The organism is Algoriphagus sp. (assembly GCF_030694375.1).
In the GTDB taxonomy this organism is placed as follows: Bacteria; Bacteroidota; Bacteroidia; order Cytophagales; family Cyclobacteriaceae; genus Algoriphagus.
This window is the reverse complement of record NZ_JAUXYL010000020.1, coordinates 391,271-405,619: the sequence shown is the minus strand read 5'-3', so window position 1 is coordinate 405,619 and position 14,349 is coordinate 391,271. Positions and strand designations below refer to the sequence as shown.

The following is a 14,349-nucleotide window of genomic DNA, read 5'->3' as shown; positions in this document are numbered from 1 at the left end:
TATTTCGTAATTCGAACTTTTCACAAATTGAGCTTATCAAATCCTAAGGAAGTTCGCCAACAGTTTCTCTCCCACCACACTACTTTTCTCAGGGTGAGCCTGAATCGCCCAGAAATTATCCCGGTGCAAAATCGCTGTGAAATCGTGAATGTAATGGGTGGTAGCAATCGTGAATTCGCTCAACTCTGCGTAAAAGCTATGCACGTAGTACACAAAGGGATTGGCAGGCAAGTCGGTTAGCAAGGGATTCTGAGCCAAGTTTTCCAGTTCATTCCAACCCACATGCGGCACTTTGAATTCCTGAGAATTTTCGGGAATAAAGCGCTTCACTTTCACCGGAAAGACCCCCAAGCACTCGGTATCGTTCTCCTCAGAATGCTCACAAAGCAATTGCAAACCCAGACAAACCCCCAGAAATGGCTGCTTCAACTCTTTGATCAGCTGATCCAGTTTTCGGGCTTTGAGGTAGGACATGGCAGTACTTGCCTCTCCCTGACCGGGAAAGATTACTTTGTCGGCGGCATGAATTTTCTCCGGATCATCCGTCAATTCAGCTTCCACCTCCAATCGCTCAAGCGCGTATAGGACCGATTGGACATTTCCAGAGTTGTATTTGATTATTGCGATTTTCATTTTTTAGAAGCTAGACTTTAGACACAAGATTCAAGACTGGAAGAAGGAATATTAAGATCTGATTTATAATTAAAATGATAAATTGGGATTATTTAAGTACTGAACTTATTTATTATCTCTTTGCATAATCGCATCAATTTCGGTCGGTACATTTCATTCAACTCACTTATTTCCTTTTCATATTGAATCAGTTTATCAATATCATATTTTAACCTATCTGTCCCTAAAGGATAAGTGTCTAGCTGATTTTCATACTCAAAAAAGTCATTTGAGCTAAAATCTAATGGCTCGATATCATTGATCCATCTGAAAATTTTAGACATTAAGTGAATTCCCAAAGGAAATGCTATTTCATTACTTAAAATCCTTCTTGAATTACTTACCAAGTCACCAATTAATTTCAACTTTTTTTCAGATTCATAATCAGTCATCTTTCATCCTTTATAAGTGCCTAATAAGTAGTTCAATCCAAGACCAGAGAATCTAAAGTCTATTGTCTAGCATCTTGCGTCTTATTTGCCAGCATCTCCACCAACACTTCTTCAATCTCAGGCAGAGATTCAAAAAGCTGCTCGTAGCTGTCGATCACCCAATATTTATCCTGAAAGCGATCTTTCCAGTATTCTGTACTCATAATTTGACGGACATCGTAAGGGAAGTGCTTGGGTTCGTCGGAAAGTGAAAACTTCGTCTCTCCAGCAGAACTCAAGATTCCAGCTCCGTAAACTTTCAATTCCCCATGTTCACGGATCAGTCCAAACTCAATCGTAAACCAGTAAATCCTGCTCAGCAACTGAATCGCCCATGGGTTCTGAATATGCTTCAATGCAATTCCAGAGAGATTTTCGAGGAAATCAACATAATGCTGATTGACCAAAAGCGGCATGTGGGCAAAGGCATCGTGAAACATATCCGGCTCCTCGAGGTAGTCGAGCTGTTCCATTTTGCGGAGCCAAGTAGAAGAAGGAAAACGCTTGTTGTGCAGCAAACCGAAAAACAAATCATCATCAATCAACCCTGGCACAACCTGCACCTTCCATCCGGTGGTTTTGGAAAGGATCTCGTTAAGTTCTTCAAAATTGGCAATTCGGTCAGCGGCAAATTTCACCGTCTTTATTCCCTCCAAATATGCCTCAGAGGCTGCTTTGGGAAGATTAGGCATCTGCCGCTCGAATAGAATCCTCCAAACTTTAAAATCTTCCTCCGTGTAAGCAGCATAATCCTGCTTCAACTCTTTTAATCTCGGGTCGGTAAAGACCCAGTCTTTGGGTTTTTCAGTCATTTTATACTTGGGTTTATAATTCTCTACTGTTTTGTCCTGCTTCTCCAGAAGCAGGACTTTAAAATCGAACCGAAATGCTGCTTCTGGAGAAGCAGCATAACCTTTGAGTGGTTAAACCAAAAAAGGCCTACACCAGCAATGGAATAGGCCTTTTTAATTCTTCAGCAAAAACCAAAGCATTCCTATTCCCTCAATGGAGGAGACGATAGGAATGATGTACGTAGGTTCTTGGTGTCGGATTCATGACGTGAATTTAAGAAGCTGTTCTTCAATCGACAATTTTATTTTCACAAAAGGTCAAAAGATTTCCCGAAAAAGTATGGAAAAAAAATTTGCAAAGTCACTTACTAATTACTTTCCCAAATTTCTTATAAATCAATTCCTGATCCTTGGGAGAAATTAATCCTTGAGGAATCTGAATATTCTCTTTTAGCATCCACCGGAAAAGTGTTTTGGCAGAAATTCCAAACTCTTCGGCGATTTCCTGACGGGATTTGGCTTTTTGGGTCATTTGAAAAAAGTTTGTGTTCAACTATAAAATATACCAAGATAAGATTAACTAAATAATCTGAAAAACAAAAAAAGAAAATAACGAAAACGATTTCGGCCTATTGATTTATTTATTGATGATTCTTGAATTACCCTTTGAAGAGACCCAGATAAATTCAGCTTGTCCGATTTTGTCCGATTTTGTCCGATTTTTAAAAACATTCTTCTCTTATTTTTAACCAATCAAAATTTTTGAGATGGAAATCATCAACTCTTTAAAATTATCTTTTAGAAACACATCGGTATATCTCAACCGCGCTATGGTGATTGTGTTGCTTGGGATCATTTCCGTTGTTGCGTATTTCCCCACGTTCTTCAACAGTTTTCAACTGGCTTGGGATGATACATGGCAGGTGCTAGATAATCCTTTGATTTTAGATGATTCGCTCAAGACAATTTTTTTTCATTTCACTCATTTTTGGCAGCGACAGTATTCTCCTGTCAACTCCTTATTTTATTTATTGATCCATCGGCTGGTAGGAATGAACGCCAGTGCCTTTCACGTGACTTGCCTCCTTATTCATCTCCTCAATTCCGCCTTGGTCTTTAGCATTTCTACTTCCATTTTTTCCAGATTTTCACCAAGCCTAAGTTCATTTGAGATTCAAATCCTTGCGTTTTTGGCGACATTAATTTTTGCCATTCATCCCCTTCAAGTGGAATCCGTCGCTTGGATCAGTGCTTCCAAAATCATCCTTTACGGCTTATTTACATTAACCGCAATCTGGTCATATCTGCGATACATTCATGATAACAGGCCAATCTGGTTGATTTTGACTACTACAGCCTATGTTTTTGGATTTGCATCCAAAGAACAAGCCCTTATCCTGCCACTCAATTTGCTGCTTATCGATTTTGCATGGGGACGGTTTACAGGACTGACTTGGAGACCCCTATTTTCTTCCAAAGAAGTCCTAGAAAAATTTCCGTTCCTTATACTCGCCTTGGGCTTCCTGTATTTTACATGGATCAATACGCCCGGTGGGATTCAGCAGGAGGCCGGCTATCCCATGTACCATCGAATTGCTTTTGCTTTCCATAGCCTGGTGGAATATGTATTTCGGTTTCTAGCACCAGCCAAACTGTACTTCTTCCATCCCTATCCGATGTCCCCGGGAGAAGCCCTTCCCCTTCACTATTGGGGGTACATCCTTCTGGCGGGGATCATTGGCTATTTTGTTTGGGAGCAATATAAAAAAGGGAATTCGATCGTGGTTTTCGGTTTTCTGTTCTTTCTAGTCAATTTGACGCTAGTGCTGCATATCATTCCCCTCCCCCGACCGGTCATCACCGCAGACCGGTATATGTACCTCAGTGTGATCGGATTGGCTTGGGTCTTGGTTGGTGTGGGACAAACTTGGATTACCTCCTACAAATCAAAAAACCGAAATTTCATCCTGCTTGGAGCTTTGGTTTGGTTGATCTTTTTGGGAGTGCAGACAAATCTCAGAACCGCAGAATGGAAAGACAGCGAATCCACGAAATCCAATGTGATCGAACTGATCGAAAAAAGACAAGAAGCAGAACCAATTGAACCACTCTTTAACCTGATCGAGCATGACTGACTTTTTAATCTCCGTGGTCGTCCCCTGCTACAATGAGGCAGAAAATATTCCGGTATTAATCCAACGAATCGAAGATGCTTTGGTCGGATATTCCTTTGAAATCATCCTGATCAACGACGGGAGTACGGACACGACCCAACAGGAAATGGAAGTGGCTGCCACTTTGGACGACCGGATTTCCTTCTTGAGTTTCTCCAGAAACTTCGGACATCAGGCCGCCCTCAAAGCCGGGATAGACCATGCCCAAGGCGACTGCATCGTGACTTTGGATGCGGATATGCAAAAACCACCCGAATTGATTCCTGAGATGATTGCCGTATGGCAGGAAGGAAGGCTGGTCGTAACCGCAATAAGTAAAAATGAAGGGCAGCCCGTCTTTTTAAAGCGGTGGACATCAAAAACCTATTATCAGATATTATCCTGGTTGGCAGAATATCCCATTGTACCCCATGGGGCGGATTTTAGACTTTTTGACCGGCAAGTGGCAGATGTTATTCGGGGGATTTCCAGTCAGAATCTCTACCTGAGAGGAGTTTTTTCCTGGGTAGGGTATTCCCAAGCCACCGTCAACTATACGGAAGAAAAAAGACTGGCCGGTAGCACCCGCTACAGCCTATCCAAAATGTTGAACCTGGCAAGTAATGGGATCACCTCACTTAGTATCAAACCGCTGCGGATGGCTTTGGCCCTGGGAATAGTTTTTGCATTTCTTGCCTTTGGATATGGAGTCTATGCCATCAGCATCGTTTTTCTGGGCATGACGGTGCCGGGTTGGGCATCATTGGTGGCTAGTATCGTTTTTCTGTCCAGCATCCAGCTGATTGTCCTGGGAGTGATCGGAGAATATATCGGAAAAATCTACCGGGAGGTGAGTCAGCGTCCCGCCTATCTGATATCCAAAACCAACTTGAATTTATCACAGGATTACCAACAGGTAGAAAAAGTCATTTCACTCCAAACAGAAAGGAGGAAAGCATGACCTAGGATAAAAATTCACTTTTGATACTTCAATCAGGAAAATCAAAACGTATCGGGGTAACGAAACAACCTTATTTCAAAACAATCACATTTAAAAACTAATATCATGAAATTACTGATCAAAAAAATCGCAAAACCTCTTGCCATAGGGGTATTCTTTATGGCACTGTTCTTTAATGTGAAGGTGAGTCTGGAGGATCCTTTTATCAAAATTGATAATGCTGTTTTGGCACAATCAAGTTCTTCAAGTGGAGGAACTGGCCAAATAGAATGTTGGGACACGATTACTTACCAAGAAGGAGTTCAAACATTGTATTGCGGATCATGTAGTTATGCAAGCAATAGCAAACCATCCTTTTGGTCAGGCAAAAGTAAATGTGCAGGATAAAAATAAAAGGGGACTGTAATTAATTTTACATCCCCTTTTATTTAAATTTATTTAAAACATATGAAGACAATGAATTTAATTTATTCACAATTATTAATACTACTATTTTTAGTAGGTTGTAATTTTTCTAATAATGACGAACCAAATTTCATGGCTTTTGATCAAATAGTTAATATTACAGAGTTTCCTAAAACCTATCATCTAGTTGACAAATCAAAGCCAGAAATAGACATTATTGGAATTAGAAATTTTGCTATATACGACAGTACTTTGATTATCTATACCACAAGAAATGATGGTATTTGGACAATTCTTTCTCTTCCAAATTACAATGACCTAGGAAAATATCTTAAGATAGGCGAAGGTCCCTTAGAATTTATGCAAAGTCCAAGTGTAGCAAGCAATAATTCTATTATTCGAGAAAATAATCAATTGATAGCCTACCTTTACGACTTTGAAAAAGGAAGAATATTAAAATTTGATATTGACAAGTCAGTTGAGCAAAGAACATTAGACCTCGAGGTTCTCAATGATTCTATTCTTCCTTTTCTATTTAATTTTGCAATGATCGATAGTACTACATTTTTCATAAAGAAATTTGAATATTCCCCTAGTCGTCAAATTAGGCAAATTTACAAGAATGGAACTTTAGCTATACCGAAATTTATGGAATTGCTGAATAACTCTTCATTAATGGAAGGTGAAGACATTAATATTTTGTCAACAATAACAAAATATAGCAATATAAATAAAAAAATAGTAGAAATGCCGGTAGGATTAAATTATTTAAACATTTATTCTTTGGATGGATCGTTCTCAAAATCAATTTGTATAGGGAATAATCCTTTCAATATCAATACAATCCAAAGAACAAATATGTGGAATAGAACAAGAACTTTCGATGGCTTACGAGTTTTTAAAAACTACTTTGCTGTTATTCATATCAACGAAAAAGAGATCAATTATCAAATGAATAGAAAAAAATTTCCATCCATTCTAGTCTTCGATTGGGATGGGAACCCATTGATGGAATTAAAAATGGAAAGCCATATTACTTCATTTGATATTGATTTCATCAATAAAGAACTCTACACTTTTGACGTACACTCGGATGAGTTTTACAAATATGACATTTCAAACATAATGAATTAAGTAATAATTAATCTTGACAGTAACAAAAACCGAATTTGTTTTGAACTAGGCGGAAACAATTAATTTAACTCCAGTGTTCTATCAATATTGAATCAACTCGAAAATTTTTCGTTTAGCAAAAATCTCCCTGATCCAGCCAATCTCGCGCTTTGTGCAAAGTCCAAAGTCTGCTGTCCATCCGAATAGGCTTTCTCTGGAATCTCATGTGATTCGTAGATGATTCCGTCCGCACCGGACATCACTCCTGCTAAGGCCAACTTTGGTACATAGGATCGGATACTTATGAAGTGAGACGGATGGATGATTCCTGGAAGATGGGATTGAGATAATGCATTGTCGAAATAAAGTTATATTTGAGTTACCCGAACTAGAAAACCAAACTGTATTTATAGAGAGAAAACCGACAACACTATATTGACCAAAATTTTCAAAACGTACCAGGAGGATTAAAAAAACCCAATTTACAATACCGTAATCATTTAAATACGGCAATAAAAAGAAAATCACGGTTCAAAAAAATCGCAAAACCAATTGCCATTGGAGTATTCTTTATGGCCTTATTCTTTGATGTGAAGGTGAGCTTGGAGAATCAGTTTATTAGGATGGATAATGCTGCATTGGCACAATCAAGCTCCTCCGTATACGACGCTTGCCCAGGAACTGATATTGCCCTGCATTACCAATACGAGTTAGGGTATTCGGTAGGAATGTCCCCCATAGGCGTACCCATTTATCCAAGAAGATACGAGTGCAGGGAAGGCGGTTGGTGCTGTCCAATGCAGTATGCCTAGTCAATTTAGTTAAATCATCATCTGCCATGGGGTTTTTAGATAAAGCCCTATGGCATTTATTTATAAACACAATGAAATACATCTATCTAATATCTTTAGTAATACTTTTCAACTTTTGTCAAGAAAAAAGCAGACTCGATGATCAATTAGTTATTTCACACCTGATTGACCCAATGCAGGGAGAAAGGATCTCTCTATCTCAAATAATTGAAAGCATCGAAGTTATACAGCCTAACGAGATGGAAATAGTAGCTCATGTAAGTAACTATTTTGTCTATGAGGAAAAGCTCATCATTATAGATAACTATAAACAAAAAAAAGTTCAAGTTTTCGACACACAAGGAAATCACCTTTTTGAGATCAAAGCATCCGGAGCAGGGCCTGGACAGTTTAAAACTCCTAATCTAGTACGAATAAATCAAGTTGGTGATAGAATTTTAGTTTATTGCTCATTAACAAAAAAAATACTGCAATTCGATATGAAAGGCAATTACATCGAAGAAACTCTTATCAATGAAATCGGTCTAATAGGAGACTTTATAGAGAGAGATAAAGAAATTTTATTTCTCAATGTGATGACAATTGAGGCAGACAAAAGAATTGGAAAATTAAATCTAGAAACATATCCAAAAGATAAGAACATATCATATTTCACAAATTACCCAGGTCAATACATTAAAGTTTTATCAAGCAAATCACAATTCTTTTTCGGAACTCATGGCTCCGAAAACTTCTATTTCCTTGATTTGTATTCAAGTAATATTGTGAAAATGGATTGGAACGGGAACTACTCAATTCACCAATTCAAATTTAATAAAAACCAACTAGAATTAAACCCGGAAAAAATACACAATCCGGTTGACATCATAGATCAACTACATATATCCGAACCTTTTCACATAGGAAGTCACCTCAACATCAGCCAATCAAATCTATTGATCCCAATCGAAAAAGGGATGAATGCCTATGGAACAATAGTATTTAACACGGAAAAAAACACAACCAAAATCATATCGGCTTTTGAAGGTGGCCTAGAGAAAATACTCCCAAATCAAGCACTATCTGCTCCGGGAGACATATACTCTCAAACTGCAATAATAAATATTGACCCTGATTACGCCTATGAAAAAATAAAATCCATGAATCTAGAACAAAATGAGTTCACCAAAAAATTAAAAAAACTGAACGCTCCTAATAATCAAAACCCTGTATTCATAATATACCATCTAAAATAATAACGGGCGACCACGGCAGAACTCGACTATACTCAAATTGCCTTCGAAAGTAATATTTCTCAAAACAAATTGCTGCCTAAAAACGCTAACATATCCCGCCAATCTCGCACTCTGTGCAAAATCCAAGGCTTGTTGCCCGCCAGAATAGGCTTTCTCCGGAATCTCAGGAGAGGTATATGAACGTATCTACTCCTGAAATCACTTCCAACTAGCTTGATCCTGATTCATTTCTGGTGTATTTTTACACCAAAATATTACAATATGGCACGACAAAGTATCTCTCTCACCCCACCCAACGACAAGTGGCTAAAATCCCAAGTGGATAATCAGGAATATTCCAGCAAAAGTGAATTAGTAAATGATCTGATCAGACAAGCCAGAAAGCAGCAGGCTGAGATAGATTGGCTTAGAACCAAACTGGAAAGGGCGGAAACAAGCGGGTTTACCTCCGATACCAAAGAACAGATTTTAGCTGAAGCTAAAGCCGCGGTAAATGGCTAACTATAGACTGAGCGAAGAAGCAAAGGAGGATTTGATCCGAATCTATCAATGGGGTGAAAAAAAGTTTGGGTTGACCCAAGCTGAAACCTATTTCTACAATTTTTTCAATTGCTTTGAGGTAATTGCAAAAAGACCCTTTTCATTCGAATCTATTGATCACATTAAAGCCGGATATAGACGTTGCGTTTGTGGATCCGACAGCATTTACTTTCGAATAAATCAAGAAACCGTTGAAATAATGGCGATTGGAGACAGGATCTATCGAAAATCTTGTGATCTTCCGGTTATTCTACTTAGCCTAAGGCAAAACCTATTTTTTCGATCAGATAAAAAGCTCTTTTCAAAAATGCCGAATAAAGTAAAATCGGTTGCCACTGATGTAGCAACCGATCGGTGTTTCCATTTTAAAGCAACTCAAAAGATTTGCGCATCGCAAAGCTTTCTCTGATCCAAGCTGCCAATCTCGCACTCTGTGCAAAATCCAAAGTCTGCTGTCCGTCTGAATAAGCCTTCTCCGGAATCTCATGAGACTCATAGATGATTCCGTCAGCACCGGACATCACGCCTGCCAAGGCCATCTGAGGAACATAAGATCGAATGCCAATGCCATGAGACGGATCGACGATAACCGGCAAATGAGATTTTGCTTTCAGGATTGGAATTGCATTCAGATCCAGGGTATTTCGTGAAGCACGCTCATAAGTACGAATACCTCGCTCGCAGAGAATCAGCTTTTCATTTCCACCGGAAAAGACATACTCCGCTGACTGTAGCAGTTCCTCGATCGTACCGGAAATCCCCCGCTTGATCATTACAGCTTTGTCCACCTTGCCGAGTTCGTCCAGGAGGTTGAAGTTTTGAGAGTTTCTCGCGCCAACCTGATAGACATCCACATAAGGATACATTTCTTCGATCTGAGAAGTCTGCATCACTTCGGTCACGATCTTGATCCCGGCGGCAGAGGCGATTTCATGCCAGAGTTTTAGTCCTTCCAGTCCCAATCCGCGGAAGGCATAGGGACTGCTTCGGGGCTTGAATACACCGCCACGCATCATTTTGATGTCATTTTCCACGCAGTGGGCGACTACTTTCCGGATTTGCTCTTCGGTTTCGATAGAGCAAGGACCCGTGATGATGGCCATTTCCCCGTCTTTGATAAAGACATTATCACCGAGATCGACAGAAGTGGGTTTGGCTTTCCACTTTTTGGAAACCAACTTGTACTCATCAGACACAATATGGATATCCTGGATACCATCCATTTGGCCGATTTTTCGGATGTCGAATTCATTTTTGCCGATGCCGATCAGGTAATCCCCCAATTGGGTTTTGACCTCGGTGGTTTTATAGCCGATCCCATTGACCTGATTGATCAATTTTTCCTTTTGATTGTCGGAAATATCGGGTTGAAGTTGAATTATCATTTTTTTGTACGAATTACGATTTACGAATTACGAGGTATTTGATAGCCTTTGAGATTGAAGTGCAATTTTTGAAAATCCCCCCTACCCCCTTTGAAAAGGGGGAGTTGGCAACTTTTTAACTTTTTGCCTTTAATCCTCAAATTAACACTTTACCAATAACCATTCACTGATAACTTATTAACTAATAACTGATTGAATATATTCCTGAATGTCTTCACTCAGGTTTTTGGCGTCTTTTACTTTTTTGATAAAAGCCGATCCAATAATTGATCCATTACTATAATTCGAAGCGGTGGTGAATGTTTCAGAATCGGAAATCCCAAAACCGATCAATCGTGGATTCTTCAAGTTCATAGCTTTAACCCGCTCGAAATAGGCGATTTGCTCTTCACTGATGCCTGTTCGCGCTCCGGTAATGCTGTGTGCCGAAACCATATAGATAAATCCGTTTGAATTTTGGTCTATTTCCCGGATCCGCTTTTCAGAAGTCTGTGGAGAAATCAGAAAGGTATTGAACAAACCATATTCTTCGAAAAGCTCCTTAAACTCATCCTGATACTGCTGCATTGGAAGGTCGGGAAGGATCAATCCGTCTACTCCGACCTCTTTGCATTTTTTACAAAAAGCCTCCATTCCGTACTGCATGATCGGATTGAGGTAACCCATCAGGACTACGGGAAGATGGATTTTGGCTCGGAAACCTTTCAATTGATCGAAGAGCTTTTTCAGGCTCATGCCATTTTCCAAGGCGATCAGGTTGCTGTCCTGGATCGTCGGACCATCCGCAATCGGGTCCGAGTATGGAACTCCGATCTCGATAATATCTGCTCCTCCAGCTTGGATAGCCTCCATGATCGGAAGCGTATCCTCCAATTCCGGAAAACCCGCTGTGAAGTAGATCGAGAGAACCCGTTCTTTTTTGGTGTTGAATAGATAATTTATTCGGTTCATTTTGTTGATTGAAAAATTGAAAGATTTGAAAATTAGAAAATTGGGTTGAAAGGTTGGAAAGTGGTAAGGTTGTAAAGTTTTGGTGCTTCGAACGCCATCACGTTCCTTTATTCATTACCTGCCTACCGCCTTTGGGTTCAAAATTCGAAACTCGGGTTTCTAACATGAAACTAACTCACGACTTGGCCCTACTTGGTACTTTGTACTTGATACTTTGTACTCCCTTTCAATAATTTCCCCACTTAATATACGTCTCCAGATCCTTGTCTCCCCTTCCGGAAAGGTTGATCACAATCACATCGTCTTTTTGGTATTCAATCATATTCAAAGCATGAATGGCATGGGCCGTTTCTATGGCAGGAATAATCCCCTCAGTTCTACTGAGAAAAATTCCAGCTTTCATCGCATCCTCATCCTCCACAGCGACAAATTCGGCTCGTCCCACATCGAATAAATGTGCATGTACCGGTCCGATGCCAGGATAATCCAAACCTGCAGAAATGGAGTGTGGCTCGACTACCTGACCGTCTTCAGTTTGCATCAGAATGGTCTTGGATCCATGCAAAATTCCGGGGGTACCCAATGCGGTAGTAGCAGCGGATTTTCCTGAAAATACGCCCAGCCCTGCTGCCTCAACAGCAATAAGTCGCACTTCAGGTGTATTATAATAGTGATAGAAAGCTCCCGCAGCATTGGATCCGCCGCCTACGCAGGCGATGACTGCATCCGGATTTTCCCGTCCTTCTTTTTCCATCAACTGCCACTTGATTTCCTCAGAAATCACAGACTGAAATCTGGCAACCATCTCCGGATAAGGATGGGGCCCTACCACCGATCCGATGATGTAATGCGTATCTACTGGATTATTAATCCACTGACGCATGGCTTCATTGGTCGCGTCCTTAAGCGTCTGAGATCCGGAAGTGGCCGGAACGACCTTGGCTCCGAGGATTCTCATCCGCTCTACATTTGGCTTTTGCCGCTCGATATCCAGCGAACCCATGTAGACAGTACATTCCATTCCCATTAAGGCGCAAACTGTAGCCGTTGCCACACCATGCTGCCCGGCACCGGTTTCGGCGATGATACGCTTTTTGCCCAGCTTTTTCGCCAAAATGATCTGCCCGACGGTGTTGTTCACTTTGTGTGCACCTGTATGACAGAGGTCTTCCCGCTTCAGGTAAATTTTAGCACCGAATTCTTCAGAAAGTCTGGTAGCGAAATACAATGGAGTAGGACGACCTACGAAGTCTTTCAAAAGCATCTGAAACTCGGCTTGATATTCCGGAGTAGCTATGATCGATTCCCAATTTTCCCTCAGTTCTTCAATATTGGGGTGAAGCATCTCTGGAATATATGCCCCTCCAAACTTTCCGTAAAAGCCCTTTTCATCTACACGTATCATGGTTGCAAAGTTTATAGTTGGTAGTCCATGGTCCATGGACTAATTGCTATGGTCTAATTATTTTTGTAAAACGTTTTAACTTTTCAATATTCTTTATTCCTGGAGCATCCTCAAATTTGGAATTCAGGTCTACTCCCTGGAGTTGGGGGATTTGCTGTCGTAAAGCTAAAACTTCGTCTGCGCTTTCTTCATCCAAACCGCCACTTAGTAGAAAGCCTTTGTCGAAGGGATAAGTTTCCAAAACTTTCCAATCAAATCGCTTTCCCGAACCTCCATGTACTGCTGTGGCTGTATCAAACAGAAACTTGCTAACAAAGGGAAGATAACTTTTCAGGCTTTCCCATTCAATTTCATCCTTAACAGAAATGACTTTCCAAATTTCGCAATCTGACTTTTCGGCAAGATTTTGAACAAACTCAGGACTTTCATTTCCATGCAATTGGATAGCTTTCAACCCAAAATCAGCCACTTTTTCAAGGATAGTCTCTAGATCAGAATTGACAAAAACCCCAACTTTATTTATTTCTAATTCAGAAATCTGCACTGCCAAGTCATCCGAGACGAAACGAGGGGATTTGGAATAAAAGATCAATCCCATCCAATCCGGCTTTACCTCAGAAATCAGATTTCGGATATTCTCCGGTTCACGCATGCCACAGACCTTGACTTCCATTATGCTTTGCTTAGCACAGCCGCAGCCAGGAGCTTTCGATATTCTTTAATGAAATTGTAAGCTGCCTGTTCCGGCCTTGCTGACTTCATGAAGTTTTCACCGATCAGAAAACCGTCAAATCCAGCTTTTTTCAACTCAATCATCGTATTCGGATCAGAAATTCCACTTTCTGAAATTTTCACAAAATTGGAAGGAATCTTATTGATCAAGTTTAAAGAGGTGTCCAAAGAAACCTCAAAGGTCTTCAAGTTCCTGTTATTGATGCCTACCAAATCGACGTGATCATTCAGACATCTATCCAATTCTTCTCCATCATGTACTTCAAGAAGAACCTCCAACCCGAGGCTCTTTGCGAAAGCAGCAAGAGATTTCAATTTTCCAGGCTCAAGTGCTGCGGCAATAAGCAAAATACAATCTGCTCCGATGGACTTTGCTTCGATAATCTGGTATTCATCCACCACAAAATCCTTCCGTAGGATAGGGCAGAAATTGTATTTGCGAACCACTTTTAGGTCCTCATTAGATCCTCCAAAGTACTCTTTATCAGTTAATATCGACAAGGCAGATGCGCCTGCCTGCATGTAACCAATACTGACCTGCTCTACGGAAGCCGAACCGTTGATCATACCTTTTGATGGTGATTTTCGCTTGAATTCAGCGATTATCCCAGATTTCTCTGGGTTGGTCACATACTTTTTCATCGAGACAACTTTCCCTTCGAAATAGATACTTTGCTCCAATAATTTAATAGGAAGCACACTGCTTTTATCAGCTACTTCCCGGTATTTATCTGCGATGATTTTTTCTAGAATGTTCATAATT

General features: G+C 40.2%; 17 protein-coding genes and 1 pseudogene. 8 read left to right on the top strand and 10 right to left on the bottom strand.

Annotated elements, in window-relative coordinates:
• Positions 1-36 precede the first annotated feature (36 nt).
• From hisH to Q8M62_RS06650, 4 genes are all read right to left on the bottom strand, one after another.
• Positions 37-633, bottom strand: a complete 597-nt coding sequence (gene hisH / locus Q8M62_RS06665; protein WP_304900796.1) for an imidazole glycerol phosphate synthase subunit HisH — start codon at positions 631-633, stop codon at positions 37-39.
• A 92-nt stretch (positions 634-725) separates the two neighbouring features.
• A complete protein-coding gene (locus tag Q8M62_RS06660) occupies positions 726-1,064 on the bottom strand; it encodes a hypothetical protein (protein ID WP_304900797.1) in 339 nt (112 codons plus the stop codon).
• A 59-nt stretch (positions 1,065-1,123) separates the two neighbouring features.
• Positions 1,124-1,915, bottom strand: coding sequence for a phenylalanine 4-monooxygenase (locus tag Q8M62_RS06655; protein ID WP_304900798.1), 792 nt, complete (start codon positions 1,913-1,915; stop codon positions 1,124-1,126).
• Between the two features lie 340 nt (positions 1,916-2,255).
• Positions 2,256-2,426: a hypothetical protein gene (locus Q8M62_RS06650; RefSeq protein WP_304900799.1), complete on the bottom strand. Its 171-nt coding sequence runs from the start codon at positions 2,424-2,426 to the stop codon at positions 2,256-2,258.
• 235 nt (positions 2,427-2,661) lie between these two features.
• On the opposite strand from Q8M62_RS06650, the gene Q8M62_RS06645 reads away from it, so the two are divergent.
• The 4 genes from Q8M62_RS06645 to Q8M62_RS06630 all read left to right on the top strand — a co-directional run bounded on the left by Q8M62_RS06645 (position 2,662) and on the right by Q8M62_RS06630 (position 6,547).
• Complete coding sequence (locus Q8M62_RS06645; protein WP_304900800.1) at positions 2,662-4,029, top strand: hypothetical protein; 1,368 nt, start codon at positions 2,662-2,664, stop codon at positions 4,027-4,029.
• Complete coding sequence (locus Q8M62_RS06640) at positions 4,022-5,008, top strand: glycosyltransferase family 2 protein (RefSeq protein WP_304900801.1); 987 nt, start codon at positions 4,022-4,024, stop codon at positions 5,006-5,008. The genes Q8M62_RS06645 and Q8M62_RS06640 overlap by 8 nt, the downstream gene beginning before the upstream one ends.
• A gap of 105 nt (positions 5,009-5,113) precedes the next feature.
• Positions 5,114-5,395, top strand: coding sequence for a hypothetical protein (locus Q8M62_RS06635; RefSeq protein ID WP_304900802.1), 282 nt, complete (start codon positions 5,114-5,116; stop codon positions 5,393-5,395).
• A gap of 69 nt (positions 5,396-5,464) precedes the next feature.
• Positions 5,465-6,547: a BF3164 family lipoprotein gene (locus tag Q8M62_RS06630; RefSeq protein ID WP_304900803.1), complete on the top strand. Its 1,083-nt coding sequence runs from the start codon at positions 5,465-5,467 to the stop codon at positions 6,545-6,547.
• Between the two features lie 81 nt (positions 6,548-6,628).
• Here Q8M62_RS06630 and Q8M62_RS06625 read toward each other — a convergent pair.
• Positions 6,629-6,873: pseudogene (locus Q8M62_RS06625) on the bottom strand (3-deoxy-7-phosphoheptulonate synthase); the annotation flags it as partial.
• 225 nt (positions 6,874-7,098) lie between these two features.
• Here Q8M62_RS06625 and Q8M62_RS06620 point away from each other — a divergent pair.
• The 4 genes from Q8M62_RS06620 to Q8M62_RS06605 all read left to right on the top strand — a co-directional run bounded on the left by Q8M62_RS06620 (position 7,099) and on the right by Q8M62_RS06605 (position 9,522).
• Positions 7,099-7,338 carry a hypothetical protein gene (locus Q8M62_RS06620; protein ID WP_304900804.1) on the top strand — a complete coding sequence of 80 codons (240 nt, stop codon included), beginning with the start codon at positions 7,099-7,101 and terminating at the stop codon, positions 7,336-7,338.
• Between the two features lie 26 nt (positions 7,339-7,364).
• A complete protein-coding gene (locus tag Q8M62_RS06615) occupies positions 7,365-8,573 on the top strand; it encodes a 6-bladed beta-propeller (protein ID WP_304900805.1) in 1,209 nt (402 codons plus the stop codon).
• Positions 8,574-8,834: 261 nt separating this feature from the next.
• A complete protein-coding gene (locus Q8M62_RS06610; RefSeq protein ID WP_304900806.1) occupies positions 8,835-9,074 on the top strand; it encodes a type II toxin-antitoxin system ParD family antitoxin in 240 nt (79 codons plus the stop codon).
• Entirely contained in the window at positions 9,067-9,522 is a 456-nt protein-coding gene (locus Q8M62_RS06605; protein ID WP_304900807.1) for a type II toxin-antitoxin system RelE/ParE family toxin, read from the top strand. Before Q8M62_RS06610 ends, Q8M62_RS06605 begins: the two co-directional genes overlap by 8 nt.
• Here Q8M62_RS06605 and aroF read toward each other — a convergent pair.
• The 5 genes from aroF to trpC all read right to left on the bottom strand — a co-directional run bounded on the left by aroF (position 9,479) and on the right by trpC (position 14,345).
• Positions 9,479-10,498, bottom strand: a complete 1,020-nt coding sequence (aroF, locus tag Q8M62_RS06600) for a 3-deoxy-7-phosphoheptulonate synthase (RefSeq protein ID WP_304900808.1) — start codon at positions 10,496-10,498, stop codon at positions 9,479-9,481. The two genes, Q8M62_RS06605 and aroF, sit on opposite strands and share 44 nt — an antisense overlap.
• A 177-nt stretch (positions 10,499-10,675) precedes the next feature.
• Positions 10,676-11,449, bottom strand: coding sequence for a tryptophan synthase subunit alpha (gene trpA, locus Q8M62_RS06595; RefSeq protein ID WP_304900809.1), 774 nt, complete (start codon positions 11,447-11,449; stop codon positions 10,676-10,678).
• Between the two features lie 226 nt (positions 11,450-11,675).
• The gene (trpB, locus tag Q8M62_RS06590) at positions 11,676-12,854 is read right to left on the bottom strand and encodes a tryptophan synthase subunit beta (RefSeq protein ID WP_304900810.1); all 1,179 of its coding nucleotides are present in this window, start codon (positions 12,852-12,854) and stop codon (positions 11,676-11,678) included.
• A gap of 46 nt (positions 12,855-12,900) precedes the next feature.
• Positions 12,901-13,527, bottom strand: a complete 627-nt coding sequence (locus Q8M62_RS06585; protein WP_304900811.1) for a phosphoribosylanthranilate isomerase — start codon at positions 13,525-13,527, stop codon at positions 12,901-12,903.
• A complete protein-coding gene (gene trpC / locus Q8M62_RS06580) occupies positions 13,527-14,345 on the bottom strand; it encodes an indole-3-glycerol phosphate synthase TrpC (RefSeq protein WP_304900812.1) in 819 nt (272 codons plus the stop codon). The genes Q8M62_RS06585 and trpC overlap by 1 nt, the downstream gene beginning before the upstream one ends.
• Positions 14,346-14,349: the final 4 nt, after the last annotated feature.